Source organism: Streptomyces sp. NPDC089424, from assembly GCF_044749345.1.
GTDB lineage: Bacteria > Actinomycetota > Actinomycetes > Streptomycetales > Streptomycetaceae > Streptomyces.
On the sequence record NZ_JBIVHU010000001.1, the window covers coordinates 1,304,076 to 1,325,611 of the forward strand.

At 72.4% G+C, this 21,536-nt stretch carries 16 protein-coding genes; 8 read left to right on the plus strand and 8 right to left on the minus strand.

The annotated features are described in order from the left end of the window. Positions 1 to 80: 80 nt before the first annotated feature. The 5 genes from ACIP2X_RS05725 to ACIP2X_RS05745 form a co-directional block, all read right to left on the minus strand. Entirely contained in the window at positions 81 to 1,373 is a 1,293-nt protein-coding gene (locus tag ACIP2X_RS05725) for an alkaline phosphatase (protein WP_401667928.1), read from the minus strand. 262 nt (positions 1,374 to 1,635) lie between these two features. Continuing rightward, complete coding sequence (locus tag ACIP2X_RS05730) at positions 1,636 to 2,109, minus strand: VOC family protein (protein ID WP_401667930.1); 474 nt, start codon at positions 2,107 to 2,109, stop codon at positions 1,636 to 1,638. A gap of 141 nt (positions 2,110 to 2,250) precedes the next feature. Beyond that, positions 2,251 to 2,841: a CGNR zinc finger domain-containing protein gene (locus ACIP2X_RS05735; RefSeq protein ID WP_401667933.1), complete on the minus strand. Its 591-nt coding sequence runs from the start codon at positions 2,839 to 2,841 to the stop codon at positions 2,251 to 2,253. Between the two features lie 98 nt (positions 2,842 to 2,939). Continuing rightward, positions 2,940 to 4,499, minus strand: a complete 1,560-nt coding sequence (locus ACIP2X_RS05740; protein WP_401667935.1) for a mucoidy inhibitor MuiA family protein — start codon at positions 4,497 to 4,499, stop codon at positions 2,940 to 2,942. A gap of 6 nt (positions 4,500 to 4,505) precedes the next feature. Beyond that, positions 4,506 to 6,635 (minus strand): DUF4139 domain-containing protein, encoded by a 2,130-nt coding sequence (locus ACIP2X_RS05745; protein WP_401668899.1) that lies wholly within the window; start codon positions 6,633 to 6,635, stop codon positions 4,506 to 4,508. A 204-nt stretch (positions 6,636 to 6,839) separates the two neighbouring features. On the opposite strand from ACIP2X_RS05745, the gene ACIP2X_RS05750 reads away from it, so the two are divergent. Genes ACIP2X_RS05750 through sbnA form a run of 5 tightly spaced genes read left to right on the plus strand, consistent with a single transcriptional unit; the run spans position 6,840 to position 15,653 of the window. Next, the gene (locus ACIP2X_RS05750) at positions 6,840 to 9,329 is read left to right on the plus strand and encodes a Pls/PosA family non-ribosomal peptide synthetase (protein ID WP_401667938.1); all 2,490 of its coding nucleotides are present in this window, start codon (positions 6,840 to 6,842) and stop codon (positions 9,327 to 9,329) included. Further along, positions 9,329 to 12,472: an amino acid adenylation domain-containing protein gene (locus ACIP2X_RS05755; RefSeq protein ID WP_401667941.1), complete on the plus strand. Its 3,144-nt coding sequence runs from the start codon at positions 9,329 to 9,331 to the stop codon at positions 12,470 to 12,472. Before ACIP2X_RS05750 ends, ACIP2X_RS05755 begins: the two co-directional genes overlap by 1 nt. 23 nt (positions 12,473 to 12,495) lie before the next feature. After that, positions 12,496 to 13,521, plus strand: coding sequence for a TauD/TfdA family dioxygenase (locus ACIP2X_RS05760; RefSeq protein WP_401667944.1), 1,026 nt, complete (start codon positions 12,496 to 12,498; stop codon positions 13,519 to 13,521). Continuing rightward, the gene (gene sbnB, locus ACIP2X_RS05765) at positions 13,518 to 14,585 is read left to right on the plus strand and encodes a 2,3-diaminopropionate biosynthesis protein SbnB (protein ID WP_401667947.1); all 1,068 of its coding nucleotides are present in this window, start codon (positions 13,518 to 13,520) and stop codon (positions 14,583 to 14,585) included. Before ACIP2X_RS05760 ends, sbnB begins: the two co-directional genes overlap by 4 nt. Before the next feature lie 51 nt (positions 14,586 to 14,636). Then, entirely contained in the window at positions 14,637 to 15,653 is a 1,017-nt protein-coding gene (sbnA, locus tag ACIP2X_RS05770; RefSeq protein WP_401667949.1) for a 2,3-diaminopropionate biosynthesis protein SbnA, read from the plus strand. 48 nt (positions 15,654 to 15,701) lie between these two features. Here sbnA and ACIP2X_RS05775 read toward each other — a convergent pair whose 3' ends face one another. The 3 genes from ACIP2X_RS05775 to ACIP2X_RS05785 all read right to left on the minus strand — a co-directional run bounded on the left by ACIP2X_RS05775 (position 15,702) and on the right by ACIP2X_RS05785 (position 17,506). Further along, positions 15,702 to 16,439: an anti-sigma factor domain-containing protein gene (locus ACIP2X_RS05775; protein ID WP_401667951.1), complete on the minus strand. Its 738-nt coding sequence runs from the start codon at positions 16,437 to 16,439 to the stop codon at positions 15,702 to 15,704. Next, positions 16,436 to 17,047: an ECF RNA polymerase sigma factor SigK gene (gene sigK, locus ACIP2X_RS05780; protein ID WP_401667953.1), complete on the minus strand. Its 612-nt coding sequence runs from the start codon at positions 17,045 to 17,047 to the stop codon at positions 16,436 to 16,438. The genes ACIP2X_RS05775 and sigK overlap by 4 nt, the downstream gene beginning before the upstream one ends. A 288-nt stretch (positions 17,048 to 17,335) precedes the next feature. Next, on the minus strand, positions 17,336 to 17,506 hold the full coding sequence (locus ACIP2X_RS05785) for a hypothetical protein (RefSeq protein WP_401667955.1): 171 nt from the start codon (positions 17,504 to 17,506) through the stop codon (positions 17,336 to 17,338). 275 nt (positions 17,507 to 17,781) lie between these two features. On the opposite strand from ACIP2X_RS05785, the gene ACIP2X_RS05790 reads away from it, so the two are divergent. From ACIP2X_RS05790 to ACIP2X_RS05800, 3 genes are all read left to right on the plus strand, one after another. Further along, complete coding sequence (locus ACIP2X_RS05790) at positions 17,782 to 19,596, plus strand: ABC transporter ATP-binding protein (protein WP_401667957.1); 1,815 nt, start codon at positions 17,782 to 17,784, stop codon at positions 19,594 to 19,596. A 254-nt stretch (positions 19,597 to 19,850) separates the two neighbouring features. Next, entirely contained in the window at positions 19,851 to 20,117 is a 267-nt protein-coding gene (locus tag ACIP2X_RS05795) for a DUF3253 domain-containing protein (RefSeq protein ID WP_401667959.1), read from the plus strand. A 115-nt stretch (positions 20,118 to 20,232) separates the two neighbouring features. Further along, the gene (locus ACIP2X_RS05800) at positions 20,233 to 21,465 is read left to right on the plus strand and encodes a PP2C family protein-serine/threonine phosphatase (RefSeq protein ID WP_401667961.1); all 1,233 of its coding nucleotides are present in this window, start codon (positions 20,233 to 20,235) and stop codon (positions 21,463 to 21,465) included. Positions 21,466 to 21,536: the final 71 nt, after the last annotated feature.

Sequence of the window (21,536 nt, forward strand, 5' to 3'; positions counted from 1 at the left end):
CGGGAGAGCGGATCCCGACCGTGTTCCGGTCAGGATCCGCTCGACCGCACGGTGGGTGTGCGGTGACCGCCGGCCTGAGGTCAGCGGCGGGTGAGTGCCTCGCGCAGCACGTCGTACACGTAGGTGTTGGCGTGCTTGCCGCTGAAGCGGTCGGACAGCGGCCCGGCCGCGGTCACCGGAACGTCCACACCGGTGTGGCCGGAGGTGGTCCAGTCGATGAAGAAGTTCTTCTGACTGCCGCGGATGGCGAACGGACCGTCCTCGGCCGAGATGGCGTCGCCGGACTCGTCACCGGCGTCCGACTCCTCGACGGCCAGGCCGCCGGTCTCGTGGTCGCCGGTGACGACCAGCAGGGTGTCGGGGTGGGTGGCGACGTAGGCACGGGCCACGGCCACCGCCTTCTCCAGCTCCTGCATGGACTGCAGGACGCGGGTGCCGTTGTTGGAGTGCGCGAACTCGTCGGTGGCCTCCTCCTCGACCATGAGGAAGAAGCCCTTCTTGCTCTTGTCCAGCGTGCTCAGGGCCTTGCTCGTCATGGTCGAGAGACCGACCACGGGGCTGTAGACGTCGCCCTGACCCTCGGCGCGCTGCTGGAACATCTCCTCGTTGGCGAAGAGGCCCAGAAGCTTGCCGCCCTTGGCGCGGCCGAGCTCGTCGCCGTCGGAGACGTAGGAGTAACCGGCCTTCTGGGCCTCCTTGATCAGGTTGCCCTTGGTGCCCTTGCTCGCCTCGGAGGGGTCCTCGGCGGGCTGGTCCTTGAAGGCACCGGGGCTGCCGGCGGGCAGCCACCAGTCCTCGCCGCCACCCAGGATGACGTCGGGCTTGCTGACCTCGATGTACTGACGGGCGATCTCGTCCTGCGCCGAACGGTTGGCGGTGTTCGCGAAGAACGCCGCCGGCGACGCGTCGGTCACCTGCGCGGTGGTGACCAGGCCGGTGGCCTTGCCGGCCGCCTTGGCCTGCTGGCCGAGGGTGGCCAGCGGGTTGCCGTCCACGTCGACGCTGATCGCGCCGTTGTAGGTCTTCTCACCCGTGGCCCACGCGGACGCCGCGGCGGCCGAGTCGGTGACGACGGCCTTCGGGTCGTCGGGCTCGGTGGTCAGCTGACCCGAGGCGGGCAGCTTGTCCATCGCGAGCTGGCCTTCGAGGCCGGTCAGGTGCAGGCGGGCGGCCTGGCGCATGGCGGCGCCCATGCCGTCGCCGTTGATGAAGATGACGTTCTTGGCGGTCGCCGGCTTCGAGCTGGTCGTGGCGTGCGGGGCCGAAGCCGACGCGCCGAGCGTCGGGTTGACCACCATCGTCACCACGACCGCGGCGACCGCGGTGGCCGCAGGCGCGGCGAAGCGCCGCGCTCTACGAGCGTCCAGGGACACTAGATCCTCCATTGCTGTCTTTTGGTGCTTGGCCGCGAACGTAAGGATCTTTGGTGGGAGATCGACCAAGGGAGGATGGCCGGTGCACGAAGAATCCTTCAGGGACAGGTAAAGACCAGCGCCCTACTTGTTCGGACAGGCACCACCTGCGCAGACAGGGGGTGGAGGGATCTCACTAATCGTTGCCGCAGGTCATCGCCCTGGGTGTCCCGAATTCCGTGGTCAGATCGAGGAATTGGGCGACGACAGCTGTCGCCCGGTCTCAGCGGCCCGGGAGGCGCTGCTGGATCTCCTGGAGGACCCAGCCGTTGCCGTCGGGGTCGCTGAAGGTGGCGAAGGACGCGTAGGAGGTGCGCTCCGGGTGGAGGCCGGGTCGACGGCCCTGGCCCTCGAGTCGGTGGGTGACGTCTCCGCCCTCGTGGCCGTGGAAGATGACGCCTCCGGCGTCGTGGAAGATCTCGCTCACCTCGATGCCGCGGCCGAGGAGTTCCGAACGGGCCTCCTCGATGTCACGGACGGCGAGGTAGAGGCCCTGCGCCGAGCCCGGCTCGGCGGAGGTCATGCCCTTGCCGAACATGATCGAGCATTCGGAGCCGGGCGGCGTGAGGTGCACCGCGCGCCAGTCGTCGCCGGCGGCCTTGTCGATGTCGAGGCGGAAGCCCAGCGCTTCGTAGAAGGACTTCGCGCGGTCGACGTCGGAGACGGGCAGCACGGTGACTTCGAGCTTCATGTACATGTGGGGACTCGTTCCTCTTCTTGGTGCGATGGGGCTTGGTTATGACCGTACGGGTTTTGCTCATAACCGCCAAGCCGCCACGAGGAGAGGAGCCTCACATCGGGTGGTCGGTACGGTGAAAGGGTGGCGCGCTGCCGCCCGTCAGGAAGAACCCAGGGCCTTCTTGCGCTGCCGGTACGCCCGCATCGACTCCCGCGAACCGCAGCGCGGGCCGCAGAAGACGGCGTTCTTGTTGCGCGTCCGGTCGAAGAAGCCGAAGTGGCACGGCTGGTGCCGGCAGGCCCGCACCCGGTCCCAGACGCCCGCCTGTGCCAGCTCGGTGGCGTTCGCCAGAACCGTGCCGAACAGGCCCGGGACGTCGCTCTGCGCGGGCGCCAGGGACGCTCCCGAGGCGGTGACGACCGTGACCAAGGGGTAGCGGGTGGCCACGTGCCGCAGGTACTCCTCCGCCTCCGCGAGCGCCCCCGGGGTGGTCTCCTTGTCGCCGGAGTGCGCCAGCAGCACGGTGATCAGGGCCTGGCGCAGTTCCCGGGCGCCTGCCGCGTCGGCCTCCGTGACATGGGTCGTCTCCGCGCCCATGGCCTGCTCCAGCAGCCACGCGTGCAGGTCGTCCGCGCTTCCGAAGCGCTCCGGCAACCGGTGGGGTCCTGCGGGGTGCGTGTTGACGAAGTCCAGGACCATGTCAGCCGCCGGCGGCTGCGTCAGCGGACTGGTCTCGGCGGTGCGCGGCACTGTCGCGGGCCTCCTCGGTCGTCGTCGGCATCAGCCAGGTTACTTCCCAAACGGTTACGGTGCCCGTTTCCTTCCGGCCGTCGGCCACGGACCGTCGGTCACAGGCCGCTCACCTGGGCGCCCGCCGTGACGTCGTAGACCAGGGTGACGGAGCGCGTGCCTCCCGGAGGCAGGGTGACGTTCCAGCGGACGATGCCGTCGGCGTCGATCTCGTCGGGTGCGGGGGAGCAGGCCTTGGCCCGCAGGTTCACCTCCACCGCCGACGTCTCGGAGACGGGGATGCGTTCGCGTACGACGACCACGTGGTCGCCGTGTTCGGCGGGTGCCGAGAAGCGGGAGAGGTGGAGCTGGACGGTGCGGGTGAGGACGGTCCGCTGGGTGAGTCCGGACGTGTCACGGGTCTCCTCGGCGCGCCGCAGGACCCGGTGGTCGTCACGGCTGCCGAAGGCGAGTTCGAGCGGGGCGCCGGGGGCGGTGAAGTCCAGAGTGCCGCGACCGCCGAACCCGCTGCCGCTGACGAGGTCCACCGGCCCGGCGAGCAGTGCGTGTCCGGAGCGGTTGTCGCACCGCACGATCCGGCCGACCAGCGGGGACAGCTCGGGTGCGCAGACGTACTGGCTGCTCGCGGGTGTGGTGAACGACGAGAGCGGCACGCGGTGGGCCCGTCCGTCCGACGGCACGGAGACCGGCGCGCCGCACCGCAGGACGCGGACCTCGCCGCCGTCGTCGACCCCGGGCAGGCCCTGCTCGGGGGAGGGGCCGAGGTCCGTGACCTCCTCCTCGCGCAACTCGACGTGGACGGTGCGCCGCTCGGCGGGCGAACGGTCCTGCAACGTCAGCCTGTCCTCCCCGAGGCGCGGCGGCTGGGTGGGGCCCGCGGAGCGGGCCGTCGACAGGGTCAGGCGTACGTTCGACCAGTCCTCGCCGGTGCGCTGCCAGACCACCGCGTCCGTGTCCAGCGTGAGCGCGTCACCGTCGAGCACGGCCCGGTAGGCGGGGCGCCACAGCGCACAGGGGACGAGGTGGGTCAGGCGCAGGGTGGCAGGGCCGGAGTCCTCCGCCCGGACGGTCAGTTCGACGTGCCCGACCAGCTCCGCGGGCTGCGTCTCCGCGAGCCGCAGCGCGCGCCCGGTGTCGGAGAGTTCGGCGGCGAGCTCGGTCAGCCGGGCGTCCACCGTGCGCAGCTGCTCGCCGTAGGTGTCGCGTTCGCCGTCGATCCGGTCCAGTTCGCGGTTCCAGCGGTCCTTCTCGGCCTCTCCGCGCCCGGCGCCCTCACCGATCTCCCGCAGCAGGTCGGTGGCGAGCCGGCCGAGGAGGTCGGTGCGGGCGTGCAGGCGCTCGCGTCGCTGTTCCAGGGCGTGCTGTTCGTCTTCGAGTGTGCGCACGCGCCGGCGCAGGAGGGAGTCGTCGTCGGCCGGCCCCGGCCCTCGCGGCGTCCAGGTGCGGACCACCCGCACGTCGAGCACGGTCGCCCGGTGACCGGCGGTGAGTTCGGCGTGCAGGCTGCGGTCGACGGTCAGGGCGCTGACCGGCCCGAGGCGCAGCCGCCGGGTGCCGGCCTCCAGGTCCAGCTCGACGGCGCGTTCCACATGTGCCCGGTCCTCCAGGCAGGTGACGGCGGTGACGGGAAGGGGGATCGGCTCGGGGCTCGTGGGCATCACGGGTCAGCTCCTGCGGTTGCCGCCGGTCAGGGCTTTGCCGACCGGGATGCGGATGACGTAACCGCCGTCGAGGGCGACGGTGGCGCGGGCCGGCAGTTCGATCCGCCACAGGCGGGTGCCCGGCGCGTGCGGTTCGGCCTCCGCGCCCGGTGCCGGTGCGCTCCAGTCGGCCTTCTCCTCGATCCGTACGTCCGCCTCGGAGGTGACCGGCACCCGTTCGCGGACCTCCACGGTGATGTCGACCGCGAGCCGGTTGGCCAGCTCCACACGGACGTGGTGGTCGAGCACGGTCACGTTGTTGCGCAGTCCCGAGGTCGACTCGTGCAGGTCGGTGCGGCGAGTGACCTTGACGGCCTCCTCACGGCCGAGACCCACCCGGCACACTCCGCCGGGAGCGAGGGTGGGCAGGGAGGTGCTCGCCAGGAAGTCCCCGTCGGCCGCCACCTCCAGCGGTCCGGCCAGCAGCGCCTGATCGGTGTCGTTGGTGAGCACCAGCGTCGTGTGGACGGCCTCCTCCACCGACGGCACGCACAGGTACTCGGTCCGCAGACCGACCGCCACCTCGCCGACGGTGACGGTGTGCCACGTGCCGTCCGAGGGGATGTCGGCCGGGGCGGCGGCGTCGTAGCGGTGGTCGAAGGAACCGGCCGATTCGCGGGGACGCACGGCGCGTGCGGGCAGGGGCAGCGCCGCGGCCTGCTCGGCGCGCCGGCGGCGCTCGGAGGTCACCGGGTCGACCGCCGCGTCCGGGAACAGCCGGCCCCGGCGTCCCTCCTGCGCCTCGGGCCCGCACAGCACGAGGGCGGCGTAGTCGAGGGCGGCTCCGCTCGGCCGCGCGGGCCCTGCCGGGGGAGCCGTGGGGGCGGCGGGCGCGAGCTGAGGGGCGGGCGGCGGTGGCGGCGCCGCCCGGCCGGGGGCCGCAGGGGCCATGGCGGGGGCCGCCGGGCTCACGGCGCCCGGCCGGGCGCCGGTCCGGGGGGCGGCGGGCCGGGAGGCGTTCTCCCGCCCGAACGCGGGAGGGGAGCCGCCGACCACCGGACGGCCGGCTCCGGCGGGTGCGGGAAGCGCGGGTGGGCCGCCGGGGACCGGCAGGGCGGCGGCCGGCGCGCCGTAGCCCGCCGTGAGCGGGGGCGTCGCTGGGGGCGGTGGAGGCGGAAGCGGACCCGGCGGAGCGGTGGCACCCCGCGCCGCGGCGCCCGCGGCGCTCGGGGCCGGTCCTGCCGCGTCGTACCCGGCGAAGAGGTCGCTCAGCCCGCGCGGGGGCTCGCGCCAGCCCGACGGCGCGGGGGCGGGCTGACTGCGTCCGATGCGCAGCGAGCGGAGCCGGGGCGCGTCGGCGCGGCGCCGCAGGTCCGCCGTCGCCAGCGAGACCCGCACGCCGATCCAGTCCTCGCCGGTGCGCTGGGCGACCGCCGCGCGCAGCGCCAGTCGTCCCTCGCCCTCGCCCCGACGCCGGGTGAGGCGGTAGGCCGGCACCCAGACGGCACCGGGCACCCCGTACTCCACCTCCACCTCGACGTCCGTCCCGGCGTCGCCGGTGAGGGTCAGCACGGCACCCAGACAGGTCTCCACATGCGCCGCGGGCGCATCGGTGGAGGCGCGGGAGAGTCTGTCGGTGGCGACGTCCAGCTCGTGCTCGACGGCCTTCAGCTCCTCCTCCAGCTCACGAAGGCGGCCATGCAGCGCGGCCAGCCGGTCGTCGACGAAGTCGGCGAGTCCCAGCCAGGCGTCGACAGGAGTGCGACGGTGCGGGGCGTCCTTCGCCCGGGGTGGCGGCACCGGGCGCAGCGCCGCCACCTCCTCGATCAGTCCCCGCTGCCTGGTCCACCGGGCGTGGGTGGCGTGCCGGATGTCGCGCAGCCGTTCGACTTCACGGAGCAGCTCGCCGACCGGGCGGGCACCGGGCCGTTCCGCCTCGACCTCCACCCTGGCCTCGGTGACCCGCACCCCCGTGCCGCCCACGACCCGCGCGCGCAGCGAGCCCGGGTCCATGGAACGGGGCAGGCCCGTGACCCGGACCCGGCCGTCCTCCGGGACAGTGCCCCGGGCGAGCCGGCGGCAGAGCGCGCCCTGCGCGTACACCACCACGGAATCCAGCGTGGAAGCCCACCCCGGAACGGTCCCGACCCCCATGTGTCCCCCCATGCGCCCTCCCCGGTGCCGAGGGAACTCTATGCCGGACGCACGGCCGCCGGTGGCCCCTGCGCCGCGGTGTCACTCAGCGGGAGCCGGCGCACACGGTACGAGAACCTGCGCGGCTCCCTCATACCTCGCCCCGTCGGCAACGAATAGGGGGCAGAACAGGACGGTCGGCCGCCGCCAGCCGAAGGAGTGCGTATGACGGGACAGCAGCTCAGGGCCCTGGACACCGCCGCCGTCCCCGGTACCGAGGTGACGCTCGCCCGCCTGCTCGCGGACGTCGCGCAGCTCGACGAGGTGCCCCTCGACAGCAACTTCTTCCACGACCTGGGGGCCGACTCCCTCGTCATGGCGCACTTCTGCGCGCGTGTCAGGAAGCGGCCCGACCTGCCGTCGGTGTCGATGCGCGACGTGTACCGGCATCCGACCATCGCCGCCCTCACGGCGGCCCTGGCGGACGGCACGGCCCGGGAAGCGGAGCCGAGCACGCCGACGGTCACCGCCCCCGCGCCGTCCGTGGCGGCGACGGGCCGTCCTCACTACGTGCTCTGCGGTGTCCTGCAACTGCTGAGCTATCTCGGCTACGCCGGCCTCGTGGCCGTCGTCACCACCCGGGGTTACGACTGGATCTCGGGCGGGCAGAGCCTGTGGCAGGCCTATCTGCGGTCCGTCGTGTTCGGTGCCGGGGTGCTGGTGCTCCTGTGCGCCCTGCCGGTGGTCGCGAAGTGGCTGCTCATCGGCCGGTGGAAACCGCGGCGGATCCGCGTCTGGAGTCTGCCCTACTTCCGCTTCTGGCTCGTCAGGACGCTGGTGCGGTCCAGTCCCGTCGCGCTGTTCGCCGGGTCGCCGCTGTACCCGCTCTACCTGAGGGCGCTGGGCGCCCGCGTCGGACGAGGGGTCACCATCCTCTCGCGCGCCATGCCCGTCTGCACCGATCTGCTGACGATCGGCGACGGCGCACTGATCCGCAAGGACTCGCTGATCAACGGCTACCGCGCCCACGACGGCGTGATCGAGACCGGCCCCGTCACCCTGGGCCGCGGCGCGGTCGTCAGCGAGGCGACGGTGCTGGACATCGGCACCAAGCTCGGCGACGCCGCCCAGCTCGGCCACGCGTCCGCGCTGCACACCGGGCAGGAGGTCCCGGACGGCGCGCACTGGCACGGTTCCCCCGGCCAGCCCACGGACGCGGAGTTCCAGCCGGTCCAGCCCCTGCCCTGCGGCACCGCGCGCAGAGCGGTCCACGGCGGGCTGCTGCTGGTGACCGCGGTGCTGGTGTACGTGCCCATGGTGGTGGGCTGTCTGGACGTGCTGCTCTCCCGCCTCCTGGAGGGCAACCGGTTTCTCGTCCGGTCGGAGACGTCACTGGCCCGCTGGGGCTTCTACGCCGACGTGCTGACGGTCACGGCCGTGGTCTTCGTCTGTGCCGTGCCCGCGGGCCTGCTCGTCCTCGGCACCGTGCCGCGGCTGCTCGCCCGGTTCGTCAAGCCGGACCGGACGTATCCGCTGTACGGCTTCCACCACGCCGTGCACCGGGCGAGCCTGCTGATGACCAACAGCAGGTTCTTCACCCGCCTGTTCGGTGACAGCTCCTGCATCGTGCACTACCTGCGCTGGATCGGGTACGACCTCTCCGGGGTGGAGCAGACCGGGTCCAACTTCGGTACCCGTGTCAAGCACGAGAGCCCCTTCATGAGCGCGGTCGGTACGGGCACCATGGTCGCCGACGGCCTCTCCGTCGTGAACGCCGACTACTCCAGCACGTCGTTCCGGGTGTCGCGGACGGCGATCGGCGCGCACAACTTCCTCGGGAACCGCATCACCTACCCGGCACGTGGCAGGACCGGTGACAACTGCCTGCTGGCGACCAAGGTGATGGTCCCCGTCGACGGGCCGGTCCGGCACGATGTGGGGCTGCTGGGTTCCCCCAGCTTCGAGATCCCGCGGTCGGTGCTGCGGGACAGCACGTTCGACGAGATGACGGAGGGCGACGGTCTGCGTCGCGGGCTGGCGGCCAAGAACCGGCACAACGCCGTCACCATGGCGTGCTACCTGTTCGCGGGGTGGCTGTACTTCTTCTGCGTCAGCCTGCTCTTCGCGTCCGCCGCGAGCCTGTACCCGCAGTGGGGCGTGGCGTCCATCGCCCTGGCCAACGCCCTCGTACTGCCCTTCACCGTCGTCTACTTCGTCCTGCTGGAGCGGATCGTGACGGCGCCGCACCCGCCGGGGCCGTTGTTCTGCTCGATCTACGACCTCCGCTTCTGGCGGCGTGAGCGCTACTGGAAGGTCCCCGCGGAGACGTACATCCAGGCCCTCAACGGCACGCCGTTCAAGAGCCTCCTGTGGCGGATGCTCGGAGTCCGCGTCGGCACCAGGCTGTTCGACGACGGTCTCATGGTCACCGAACGCGGCATGGTCACGATCGGCGACAACTGCACCTTCAACGCGGGGAGCATCGTCCAGTGCCACTCCCAGGAGGACGCCGCGTTCAAGTCGGACCGCAGTGAGATCGGCTCCGGCTGCACCTTCGGCGTCGGAGCGTTCGTCCACTACGGCGTGCGGGTCGGTGACGGTGCCGTGCTCGCCGCCGACTGCTTCCTGATGAAGGGCGAGGTGGTGCCCGAACGGGCCCACTGGGCGGGCAACCCCGCACGCCCCGCACCCCTCGAAGGCGGAGGTGAAGGCTGATGGCGAGAGTGACGGCACCGGCCGACGGCCGGACCCACGGCGGCGACGCGGCGTCCGGCGGGAGCCCCCGCACCAACCAGGCCGTGCGGAGCGTGGACCCCGACCCGGCCGTCGGCGACCCGCCGGCCGAGGGCGGCTTCACGGCCCTGCCGCGCTGGACCCGTGAACCGGCGCCCGGCACCGCCGAGCAGGTCACGCCCGTCCCGGCGGCGGTGACGACGGCCCTGGAGCGGCGGGTCCGGGAACTCGGCGTGCCGCTCACGGCGATGCTCCTGGCCGCCCACGTCAAGGTGCTCGCCGCACTCTCCGGCGACCCCGTCGTCCGCACCGGCTACGCGGCCCCGGGGGCGACCACGCCGCTGCCCGTCCACGTGGCCGTCGGGCCGGGCACCTGGCACCAACTTTTGGCGGAGGCACACCGCGCCGAAGCGGAGCTGCTGTCGACGGGATCCGGCCCCTCGGCCCCCACGGCAGTGCCCGCACCTCACCCCGAGGTGGTGTTCGACCCGTCAGGTCGCGCACCCGCGGAGGACGACGACACCGTACTGACCGTCACGGCAGGGGTGGAGACGGACGGCCGGCGCGCACTGCGCCTGCGGTACCGGACCGACCGGCTGGACGCGGGCTGCGCGGCGCGGATCGCCGGATACCACCTCGCCGCCCTGGAACAGATCGCCGCCGACCCGGCCGCGCCGCACCACCGCGGCAGCCTGCTGTCCGACGAGGAGATCAGGTTCCAGACCGAGGGACTGGCAGGACCGGCCCGGGAACTGCCGGACCGGCGCTGCCACGAGCTGTTCGAGGACCGCGTACGCAGCCACCCGGACGCTGTCGCCGTCGTGCACGGCGACCGCAGATGGACGTACGCGGAACTGAACGCCCGTGCCAACCGGCTGGCCCGAGCGCTGCTGGCCGAGGGGCTGCGCCCCGAGGACACGGTCGCGGTGGTGACCGAGCGCGACCTGAACTGGCCGGCCGCCGTGCTCGCCGTCCTCAAGGCGGGCGGCGCCTACCTTCCCGTCGACCCGCACTACCCGCCCGGGCGCATCACCACCATGCTGACCCGTGCCGCCTGCCGTTTCGTGCTGACCGAGCCGGGCGCCACGACCAACCTGGACCGGGCACTGGAGGGTCTTCCCCGCATCCGGACCTTGCTCGTGCCGGATGTCGCCGAACGGGCCACCGACGGATCCGACCCGGGGGTCGAGGTGGCGGCCGGCCGGCTCGCCTACCTGTTCTTCACCTCGGGCTCGACCGGTGAGCCCAAGGGAGCGATGTGCGAGCACGCGGGCCTGCTCAACCATCTGTACGCCAAGATCGACGACCTGGACATCGAAGCGGGCACGGTCGTGGCGCAGACCGCCTCGCAGTGCTTCGACATCTCGCTGTGGCAGCTGCTGAGCGGCCTGCTGACCGGGGGCCGGACCCTGCTGGTCGAGCAGGAGGCGATCCTCGACGCGGAACGGTTCCTCGACACGATCGTCGAGGGCCGGGTCAACGTGCTCCAGGTCGTGCCCTCGTACCTCGACGTCATCCTGTCCGCCCTCGAACGCAGCCCACGCGACCTGCCGGACCTGCGCTGCGTGTCGGTCACCGGAGAGGCGCTCAAGAGCGAGCTCGCCCAGCGGTGGTTCACCACGGGACCCGGGATCCGCCTGGTCAACGCGTACGGGCTGACCGAGACGTCCGACGACACCAACCACGAGGTGATGGACGGCGCGCCCGGACCCGGCGGCGTCCCGCTCGGCCGGCCCGTCAACAACGTGCGCGTCTACGTCGTCGACGACCACCTGATGCTGGTCCCGCTCGGCGCCCCCGGAGCCATCGTCTTCTCCGGCGTCTGCGTCGGCCGCGGATACGTCCGCGACCCCGAGCGCACCCGGCTCGCCTATCTGGAAGACCCCTACCGTCCGGGGCAACGGCTCTACCGGGGTGGCGACTTCGGCCGCTGGCTGCCCGACGGAAAGCTCGAGTACCGGGGCCGCGGCGACGGCCAGGTCAAGATCCGCGGGTTCCGTGTCGAGATCGGGGAGACCGAGAACACCCTGCTCAGGGTCCCCGGTGTCCGCGACGGTGCGGTGGTGGTGACCGGGCAGGGACACGGACGTCAACTCGCCGCCTTCTACACGGGCGAGCGGACCCTGACGGCCGACCACGTCCGCGAGCGGCTCGGCGACCTGCTCCCCGCGTACATGGTCCCGTCGTCCCTCCATCGGATGGAGCGCCTGCCGCTGACGGCCAACGGCAAGACCGACACGAAGGCCCTGGCGGCCCTCGCGGAGGAGCTCGGGACCGCCGCCGACGCCCACGAGGCACCCGGGACGCCCACCGAACGGCGGCTGGCCGAGAAGTTCGCGGCCGTGCTCGGCATACCGCCCGAGCGCGTCGGCCGGGGCGACAACTTCTTCGACCTGGGCGGCACCTCGCTGTCGGCCGTCCGGCTCGCGGTGTCCCTCGATCACCTGGTCGCCCTGCGTGACCTGACCCGTCATCCGGTGCTGGCCGAACTGGCCCGTCTCATCGACACCCGCACAGCGGGCCGGCCGGCCACGGACGCGGAAGCGGCACCGGCCCTGACGACGCTGACGCCCCCGGACGCGCCCGCCCGGGCCGCCCTGATCTGCTTCCCCGGCACGGACCGGCCCGGCGCGGACTTCGCGCCGCTCGCCGAAGCCCTGCACGCCCGTGGCGACGGCGGCGGGAACGGCGGCGCGGTGACGGTCCACGTCGCCGAGCGGCCGGACCCGGAGCGGGTCGCGGCACGGATCGCCGCCCTCGGCGCGCCCGGCGTCCTGCTGTGGGGCGACGGCACGGGCGCGGTGCCGGCCCTGGAGACGGCCCGAGCCCTGCGGCGGCACGGGGTGGCCCTGCGTGGCGTGTTCCTCTCCGTACCGTCCTCCTTCCGTCCTCCGCCCGGCGCGGAGCCGCTGACGGCGCCGGTGACGTTGCTGGTCGCGGCCGGCACGTCCGGTCAGGGCGGAGCAGGCGGTGGAGCGGCCCAGGAGCCGGGCGACGACTGGCGACTCGTGGCCGAGGAGGTCGACGTGCGGTACGTCTCCGGCGGCCGGCGCTTCCTGCGCACCCGCCCGGCGGAGGCGGCCGAGGCCCTGATCCGAGCGGTGCCCCTGCCCGCGGAATCCTAGATCGCCGTCCCGAGGAGTACACGATGCTGTCTTCGCTCTTCCGCAAGCACCCGGCCCCCGTCACGCCCCCTCCGACCGCCGCGAGCGCCGCGCTCCGGGCTCCCGGAGACCCGACGGTGCTCCAGGCCGAGGCCGGCCCGGACGCGGCCGCCTGGGTGGGCCTCCACCGCGAGGAACTGCGCGAGGCGCTCGTCGAGCACGGCGCTGTCACGGTCCAGGGCCTCGGTCTGCGCACCGCGGCCGACGTCGCGTCGGTGCTGCACCGGGTGGCGGACCGGCCGGTGACCGAGCGCGAGGCGTTCGCCGCCCGCGACCGGCACGCGGAGGGCGTCTACTCCTCGTCGGCGTGGCCCCCCAACCAGCTCATGTGCATGCACCACGAACTCAGCTACGCCCTGGAGTGCCCGGGCCTGATGCTCTTCGCCTGCCTGGTGGCACCGACCACCGGCGGCGCCACCACGGTGGCCGACTCCGCCGCCGTGCTCCAGGCACTGCCGGCCGAACTCGTCGAGCGGTTCGAGCGCGAGGGCTGGCTGCTCACGCGCACGTACAACGACGAGATCGGCGCCACGCTGAGCCAGTCCTTCGGCACCGAGGACCACGACACCGTCGAGGCGTACTGCCGCGCCCACGACATCGACTGGGCCTGGCAGCCGGACGGCTCGCTGCGGACCCGGCAGCACCGGAGCGCGGTGGTACGGCACCCGGTCTCCGGCCTGCGCTGCTGGTTCAACCAGATCGCGTTCCTCAACGAATGGACGATGGCACCCGAGGTGCGCGAGTTCCTCGTCGAGGAGTACGGCCCCGACGACCTGCCCTTCAACACCCGTTACGGCAACGGCGACGTGGTGCCCCAGGAGGTCGTGGAGCAGATCAACAGCGCCTACCAGGCGCACACCGTGCGCCGTGCCTGGCAGCCCGGCGACCTGATGCTCGTGGACAACATCCGCACCGCGCACAGCCGGGAGGCGTACGAGGGGCCGCGGGACGTGGTGGTGGCCATGGCGGACCCGGTACGTGTCAACCACCTCGGGAGGGCAGAGTCATGACCACGATGCGTCCCGCTCACGAGGGCGTCCCCCAGGCCGACGTACCGGCCGTGCCGCCCTTCGCCGTCATCCCCGGCAGCCAGGTCAAGCACGTCCTCGACGGGCGTGAGAAGGCCATGGTGGAGGTGATCGAGGCGACGTACCGCCTGCACGGGGCGGCGCGTACGGTCAACCCGCCGTCGTCCTTCCTGCGCTTCCCGGACCGGCCGACCTCGCGGATCATCGCCCTGCCCGCCTCCCTCGGCGGCGGGAGCAGGGTGGACGGTCTGAAGTGGATCTCCAGCTTCCCCACCAACGTCGCCGCGGGCATCCCGAGGGCTTCGGGCGTGCTCATCCTCAACGACCCCGCCACGGGCTACCCCTACGCGTGCCTGGAGACCTCGATCATCAGCGCCGTCAGGACCGCCGCGTCCGCCGCCTCGGCGGCCGACCGGCTCAGCAGGGGGCGCCCCCGCCCCACCCGTCTGGGCTTCGTCGGAGCCGGCCTGATCGCCCGGTACATCCACACCTACCTGGACGCCACCGGCTGGTCCTTCGACGCGGTCGGCGTGCACGACCTGTCCGCCGGCAGCGCGTCCGCCTTCCGGACGTACCTGGAACAGTCCGGAGCCGGACGCGTCACCGTGCACGACAGCGCGCGCGAGCTGATCCGCGACAGCGACCTGATCGTGTTCGCCACGGTCGCCGACCGCCCGCACATCGACGACCCGGACTGGTTCGGGCACAACCCGGTGGTCCTGCACGTCTCCCTGCGCGACCTCGCCCCGCAGGTGCTGCTGTCCGCCACCAACGTCGTCGACGACGTCGACCACTGCCTCAGGGCGGGCACCTCACCGCACCTCACCGAGACCCTCACCGGCAACCGTGACTTCCTCCTCGGCACGCTCGACGACGTGCTGGCCGGCCGCGTGACGGTGCCCGCCGACAGGCCCGTGGTGTTCTCTCCGTTCGGCCTCGGCGTCCTCGACCTCGCGGTCGGCAAGTTCGTCTACGAGGAGGTGGCCCGCTCCGGCGACCTGCGGATCATCGACAACTTCTTCCACGAAATGCGCCGGCACGGCTGAGGACGCCCACCACCGCCCCGTCGGTGTCCGGCAACGGACGAGGAGGCCATCGTGCCAGTCATATCCGTTCCCCAGGCCTTCAACGAGGAGGACCTGTACGTCGACCTGGAGTCGACGCTCGGACACCGACTGTTCCTCAAGTGCGAGGGGTTCAACTTCGCCGGTTCGATCAAGCTGAAGGCCGCCAACGAGATGGTGGAGTCCGCCGAGCGCAGCGGTGTCCTGACGAAGGACTCGATCCTCGTCGAGTCCTCGTCCGGCAACCTCGGCGTGGCGCTGAGCATGATCGCGGCCTGCAAGGGCTACAGCTTCGTCTGCGTGACGGACTCCCGCTGCAACCTCGCCACCCGGCAGATGATGGAAGCGCTCGGCAGCCAGGTGCACGTCATCTCCCACGAGCAGGGCAGCGGCGGCCTCCTGGGAGCGCGCCTGGCCTACCTGCGCGCCATGTGTTCCGCGGACGACCGGTACGTCTGGCTGAGCCAGTACACCAACCCCGGCAACTGGCGGGCGCACTACTTCACGACCGCCCCGGCCATCGCCCGCTTCTTCCCGGAGCTGGACGTGCTCTTCATCGGTGTCGGCACCACCGGCACCCTGATGGGGTGCGCACGCTGGTTCAGGTCCTGGCACCGGCGGGTACGCATCGTCGCCGTGGACAGCGTCGGCTCCGCCATCTTCGGCGACCCCCCGGGCCGTCGCATGATCCCGGGGCTCGGCATGAGCGTCCGGCCGCCGCTGCTGGACGAGTCGTACGTCGACGAGGTCGTGCGCGTCGAGGAGGCCGACACCATCCGGGCCTGCCGGGGCATGGCGAAGCGGGGCTTCCTCTTCGGCGGATCGACCGGCACGGTGGTCAGCGGCGCGATGTCCTGGCTGGAGCGGCACGCGACGCCCGGCCTCACCCCGGTCGCGATCGCGCCGGACCTCGGCGAGCGGTACCTCGACACGGTCTACCGGCCCACCTGGGTACGGAGTGTCTTCGGCGAGGAGGCCGACGCGACCGAACTGCCGCGCCCCGACCTCGCGGCCCGCGAGCCGAGCGGGGCCCAGGGCTGGATCCTCTGAATCCTCTGACGCACGCGCCGTCCGTACGAGCGCTGTCGGTGCGACTTCTCAGCTGAGCACCGGAATCCTGGCGAGCGGAGTCGTGGTCGGCTGCGCCGCGCCCCCGGCGGGTTCGACGGTCACGCAGACGGCGGTGGCCCCGTTCAGGGGCCCGGCGAGGACCTGGGCCTGACGCCCGCCCGCGGAGTGCAGCAGCCCGGCGGGCCGGTACTGCCACGCCCGTTCGTACCAGAGCTGGTAGACCTGTCCCTCACGCAGGGGCGGCAGGCCCGAGGCGATGAACGCGGTCCGGTCCTGGGCGCGGGAGGCGATCACGCTCGCCGTGGCGCTGTCCGGCAGCCGCGCCGTGCTCATCTTGACGTCGGTGGCGGACAGGAGGCCGACGAGCGCCTGGGTGTCGGCCTCTGCCTCGGCGACCTGCTCACGGGTGTCGTGGGCCTCCGTGTGCTGCCACCAGGCGATGCCGCCCACCCCCGCGGCCGCCGCCACGGACGCGGCCAGCGCCAGCAGCAGCCCCCGCTGGCCGAGGCGGTCCTGACGCGGCGCGACGGAGCGCTCCCGCCCTTCGGCCGAGATCCGTTCCAGGACCCGCCTGCGCAGGTCGGCGGAGGGCTCGCGGCCCTCGACGGCACCCAGCCGGGCGAGGGTCAGCGACGCCTCGTCGGCCTCGCGCCGGCACGCGGCGCAGGTGGCCAGGTGGCTCTCGAAGGCCGCTTCCTCGTCGGGAGGCAGGGCGTGCAGCGCGTACGCGCCGACGTCCGCGCAGGGGTCCTCGGGGTGTCTCATGACCGACCCTCCAGACACTCGCGCAGGCGCTGGAGCCCCTGACGCATCCGCGACTTGATCGTTCCGACCGGTGTGGAGAGGCAGTCGGCGACCTCCGTGTACGTGAGCCCTTCGTAGTAGGCCAGTACCAGGGGCAGCCGCAGGTGCGCGGCCAGGCCGGTCAGACAGCGGAAGACGACACGGTGGTCCTCGCGCACCTCTACCTCCTCGGCCACGGCGTCGAAGGGCCGCTCCTGCTCCAGGACGGCCGTGCGCAGCTCCCGGGCCTTGCCGGCGGAGACGGACCGTACGCGGTCGACCGCTCTGCGGTGGGCGACGGTGAGCACCCAGGCGCGGGCGGGGCCCCGCTCCGCTCGGAAGTGGTCGGCGGTACGCCATACCTCCACCATCACGTCCTGGGTCACCTCCTCCGCCAGTGCCTCGTTCCTCAGCACTCGCCAGACCAGCCCCATCACCGGGGCCGCCAGGGCGTCGTACACCCCGGCGAAGGCCTGTTCGTCACCGTGGGCGGCGCGCGTCAGCAGCTCGTCCACCCGGGTGTCGTCCGACGACCGGGGTCGCCGGACCGGCGCGCCGCGTTCCGCGCCCGCGTCTTTTCCACGCTTCATGGCCGCCCCTCAGCTCTGCTCGACAGTGGCTCCTCCAGGGGGGAAGCGCACCTCGTGCAGGCCCGTCCGCCTGACAAACTTCACCTTTCTGCAGGAGGCAACGGGGAGCACGCCGGTAGATCGATCGAGGTGAGGGCCGACGAAGCCCTCACAGGTTGTTCGGAGCCGCGGCGCCCGCGGATCTCGCCGATGCCGTGCGCCGGGGGCCGGTGCAGGGGATGGCGGTTCGTCGCGCCCCGGCCCTGTCCAGGCCACATCCCGGCCGGAGGGCGGGGGCGCGAGGGGCGGTCAGCGGTCGTTGCCCGGGCGGGCGGCGCTTCGTCGGGCGTTGTTGTACAGGCGCAGCAGGTGCTTGGCGACGGCGCACGGCGCCGTGTCGGCACGGCACTGCCGACAGGCCTGCATGTGGTGCTCGTAATCGGCGCGGGCCTGCTGCAGGGCATCACTCGGGAATGACATCGATGTCCTTGAATTCGAAGGGGAGTTGACGGCGAAAAGGGCGACGAGTGAACGGGCGCCGGGGAGTTGAGGCGGTACGTCCGAGGCAGAAGTTGATCATGTTACTCAGGGTAGTGGGAAGCGGTCCGTGCGATTTGCTCGCCGGTGGCTCCTTCGCAGTTCCAGGCCGGAAAACGCTTGGACGACAGGCGCGTCGCCGCGGGACACTGCCGTACTCGAAAGGTGACTGAACGTAACCGTCGTGGGCGCGGCCCGCGACGACCGAAGGAGGTGGGATGGGAACGCCTGACACGCGCAGGGTGCTGCCGGGCAAGCGCTCGGTGCTTCTCGCACTTCGTCACTACGGACGGGAGTTGACCCGCTTACGGTGGCTGACCGTACCCGCGATGGTGCTGACGGCCCTCGGCAACATCGGCATCAACTACGTCGCGCCGCTGATCGTCGCCAAGCTGGTGGGCGCCGTCGCGGGGGACACGGACCTCACCGTCGCCTCCGCACTGCCGTACGTCCTGGGATTCGCCGGTGTGCTGCTGCTCGCGGAGGCGCTGTGGCGCGTCGCGCTGCACTGTCTGAACCGCCTGGACGCCCTCGGCATCGAGCACCTGTACGTGATCGGCATGGACGAGTTGTTCGCGAAGGACGCCGCGTTCTTCCACGACAACTTCGCCGGGTCGCTCACCAAGCGGGTGCTGAGCTTCGCCTCGCGGTTCGAGCAGTTCGTCGACACGCTGACGTTCCAGATCGTGGGCAGCCTCCTGCCGCTGGCGTTCGGGGCGGTGGTGCTGTGGCGCTACGAACCGCTGCTCGTCGTCGGGCTGTTGGCGATGATCGCGCTGACCGCGGTGTGCGTGGTGCCGCTGATCCGGCGCCGCCAGGCACTCGTCGACCAGCGCGAGGAGGCGATCGCCCGGGTGTCGGGGCACGTCGCCGACAGCCTGATGAACATGGACACGGTACGGGCGTTCGCCGCCGAGGAACGCGAGGCGGCCGAGCACCGCTCGCGGGTCGCCGCCTCCAGACGGCTCACCCTGCGGTCATGGGACTACGGCAACCTGCGCATCGACACGTTCGTCGCGCCGATGTCGGTGCTGACCAACGCGCTCGGGCTGCTGCTCGCCGTCGTGCTCGCCGGGGGCACGCACGGGGTGGAGGCGATCGTGGTCGCGTTCGCCTACTACTCCAACGCGACCCGGATCATGTTCGAGTTCAACCAGATCTACCGCAGGCTGGAGAGCTCGATGACGGAGGCCGCCCAGTTCACCGAACTGCTGCTGACGCCACCGACGGTGCTCGATCCGCCCGTGCCGGAACCGCTGCTGAGGGGGGAGGCCGACGTCCGCTTCGAGAAGGTGACCTTCGCCCACGGCGGCGGCCGGCCCCTGTTCGACGGCCTCGACCTGGACGTGCCCACCGGCGCGCGGGTGGGCCTCGTGGGGCGGTCCGGCGGCGGCAAGACCACGCTCACCCGGCTGCTGCTGCGGATGACGGACATCGACGGCGGACGGATCCTGATCGGCGGTCAGGACATCAGCAGAGTGCGCCAGGCCGACCTGCGCGGTCTGATCGCCTACGTGCCGCAGGACCCGGCGATGTTCCACCGCACGCTGCGGGACAACATCGCCTTCGCCCGGCCGGACGCGGGCGACGCCGAGATCCGCCGCGCGGCCGAGGCGGCGCACGTCACGGAGTTCGCCGACGCCCTGCCGAACGGCTTCGACACCATGGTGGGGGAGCGCGGGATCAAGCTGTCGGGCGGTCAGCGCCAGCGGGTGGCGCTCGCCCGGGCGATCCTGCGTGACGCGCCGATCCTGCTGCTGGACGAGGCGACCAGCGCCCTGGACTCGGAGAGCGAGATCCTCGTCCAGGAGGCGCTGTGGCGACTCATGGAAGGGCGCACGGCACTCGTGGTGGCGCACCGGCTGAGCACGGTCGCCGGCATGGACCGGCTCGTCGTCCTCGACCAGGGGCGCGTCGTCGAGCAGGGCACGCACGACGCCCTGCTCACCAGGGGCGGCGTCTACGCCAAGCTCTGGCAGCACCAGTCGGGAGGCTTCCTCGACGACAGCCCCGCCCGGGCCGGTCTCGCCTGACCCCCGGCCCACCGCACTGGGGCCTGTCTGACAATTCCCGTCTGCCGGACGGCGCCATGCACGCACTCCCGCCGCACCGGGCCCTGACCCGAGTACGTCCAGTACGCGGGTCAGGGCCCGGCGCACCGAGAGCACGCACCTGACGTCGTCCGGCCGCCCGGGCAACGACGCGAATTGTCAGACAGGCCCTGGCCCGCACCGCGGCGTCGGCGACCTCCGTCCCGGCGTCGCGGCGCCGGTGCGACACTGAGGGAGTGAGTGACCGGCAGACGGACCGACGCCTGGAACGGGCCATCCTGGACCTGCTGGACCGGCGCGCCCCGACCTCGACGATCTGCCCCTCCGACGCGGCGCGGGCCGTGTACGACGGGGACGACGACGGCTGGCGCGCACTCATGGAACCCGCCCGCCGCGCGGCCGGCCGCCTGGTCGCGGCGGGACGGGTGGAGATCACCCGGTCCGGCCGCCCGGTCGACCCGGCCGAGGCCCACGGCCCGATCCGCATCCGCCGCGCCCACTGATCCCCGCCGTCCTCCCCCTGGCCCCGGCGCCGCCCCGGTGCGCCCAAGAGGCGTTTCGCTCGTAGATTGGGAGGAGCGGGAGACGGCGCCTCCAGGCTGGGAGACAGGCAGCGCCATGGCAGCGGACATCGATTTCACGGCCTTCTTCGACGCCACACCGAGCCCGTATCTGATCCTGGACACGGACCTGGTGATCCGTTACGTGAACGGGGCGTTCACGGAGGCCACCGGACGGGCCGGGGAAGAGCTGATCGGGAGGTACTTCTTCGACGCCCTGCCGGCCAACCCCGCCGCCCCGGACGACACGCAGTCCCTGATGGCGTCCCTGCTCCGGGTCAAGGAGAGCGGCGTCGCGGACACGCTGGTGCTGCAGCGGTACGACCTCCTGGTGCCCGATGAGCCCGGTGGGTTCGAGGAGCGGTGGTGGTCCGACATCCACACCCCCGTTCCCGGCCCCGACGGCCGGGTGGCGTGGATCGTGCAGCGGTCCGAGGACGTCACCGCCTTCATCCGGTCACGGCTGGCGCAACAGCTCGCGGAGGAGTCGACCGAACGGGAGAAGGGCCTGGCGGCCGAGCTGTACGTGCGGGCCCAGCAGCTGCACCGGCTGAACCAGGAGCTGCGCCAGGCCCACGCGCGCGAACGCCAGGTGGCCGTCGCCCTGCAGGAAGCCATGCTCCAGGCCCCCGACCTCGACCGGCACACCAACATGGCCGTCCGGTACCTGCCCGCGACGACGTCCCTCAACGTGTGCGGGGACTGGTACGACGTCGTGGACCTGCCCCCCGACCGATACGCCGCCGCGGTCGGCGACGTCGTCGGCCACGGGCTCCAGGCCGCAGCCGTCATGGGCATGCTCCGCAGCGCCCTGAGCGCCGCCATCCGGGCCATCCCGAGCCCCGCGCAGGCGCTGGAGGTCCTCGGCCTGTACGCCCGCTCCCTGGAAGGCGCGACCGCCGCGACCGCGGTCAAGGTCCTCGTCGACACCCGCAGCCAACTGATCATCTACAGCAACGCCGGCCACCTGCCCCCGGTCCTGCTCCACCCGTGCGGCAGCTGGGAGCTGCTGGACCAGGCCACCGACCCGCCGCTGGGTGCCCGCCCCTACCACGTCCCGCGCCCCCAGGCCGGCCTGTCCTACACCCCGGGCGACACCCTCGTGCTCTACACCGACGGGCTGATCGAACGCCACGACGAGGACATCGACGCCAGCCTGGCCCGCCTCACCTCGGCGCTCGCCAAGGACAGCACGCTGCCCCCCGGGGAGCTGGCCGACGCCTTGCTGGACCGCCTCCGCGTCACCAGCGGAGCCCGCGACGACATCGCCCTCGTCGTCATCCGCCTGTGAGCGGAGACACATGCGCTTGGCCGGCGCACCCCCTCGGGGGCCGCAACTCGCGGCGGAACGGGGCCCGGCGT

Bases quoted from the DNA above. Each gene is read 5' to 3' on its own strand.
- ACIP2X_RS05760 (WP_401667944.1), top strand. From the start codon at position 12,496: ATGCTGTCTTCGCTCTTCCGCAAGCACCCGGCCCCCGTCACGCCCCCT.
- ACIP2X_RS05785 (WP_401667955.1), bottom strand. From the start codon at position 17,506: ATGTCATTCCCGAGTGATGCCCTGCAGCAGGCCCGCGCCGATTACGAG.
- sbnB (WP_401667947.1), top strand. From the start codon at position 13,518: ATGACCACGATGCGTCCCGCTCACGAGGGCGTCCCCCAGGCCGACGTA.
- ACIP2X_RS05800 (WP_401667961.1), top strand. From the start codon at position 20,233: ATGGCAGCGGACATCGATTTCACGGCCTTCTTCGACGCCACACCGAGC.
- ACIP2X_RS05775 (WP_401667951.1), bottom strand. From the start codon at position 16,439: ATGAGACACCCCGAGGACCCCTGCGCGGACGTCGGCGCGTACGCGCTG.
- ACIP2X_RS05730 (WP_401667930.1), bottom strand. From the start codon at position 2,109: ATGTACATGAAGCTCGAAGTCACCGTGCTGCCCGTCTCCGACGTCGAC.
- ACIP2X_RS05745 (WP_401668899.1), bottom strand. From the start codon at position 6,635: ATGGGGGTCGGGACCGTTCCGGGGTGGGCTTCCACGCTGGATTCCGTG.
- ACIP2X_RS05755 (WP_401667941.1), top strand. From the start codon at position 9,329: ATGGCGAGAGTGACGGCACCGGCCGACGGCCGGACCCACGGCGGCGAC.
- ACIP2X_RS05790 (WP_401667957.1), top strand. From the start codon at position 17,782: ATGGGAACGCCTGACACGCGCAGGGTGCTGCCGGGCAAGCGCTCGGTG.
- sigK (WP_401667953.1), bottom strand. From the start codon at position 17,047: ATGAAGCGTGGAAAAGACGCGGGCGCGGAACGCGGCGCGCCGGTCCGG.
- ACIP2X_RS05750 (WP_401667938.1), top strand. From the start codon at position 6,840: ATGACGGGACAGCAGCTCAGGGCCCTGGACACCGCCGCCGTCCCCGGT.
- ACIP2X_RS05740 (WP_401667935.1), bottom strand. From the start codon at position 4,499: ATGCCCACGAGCCCCGAGCCGATCCCCCTTCCCGTCACCGCCGTCACC.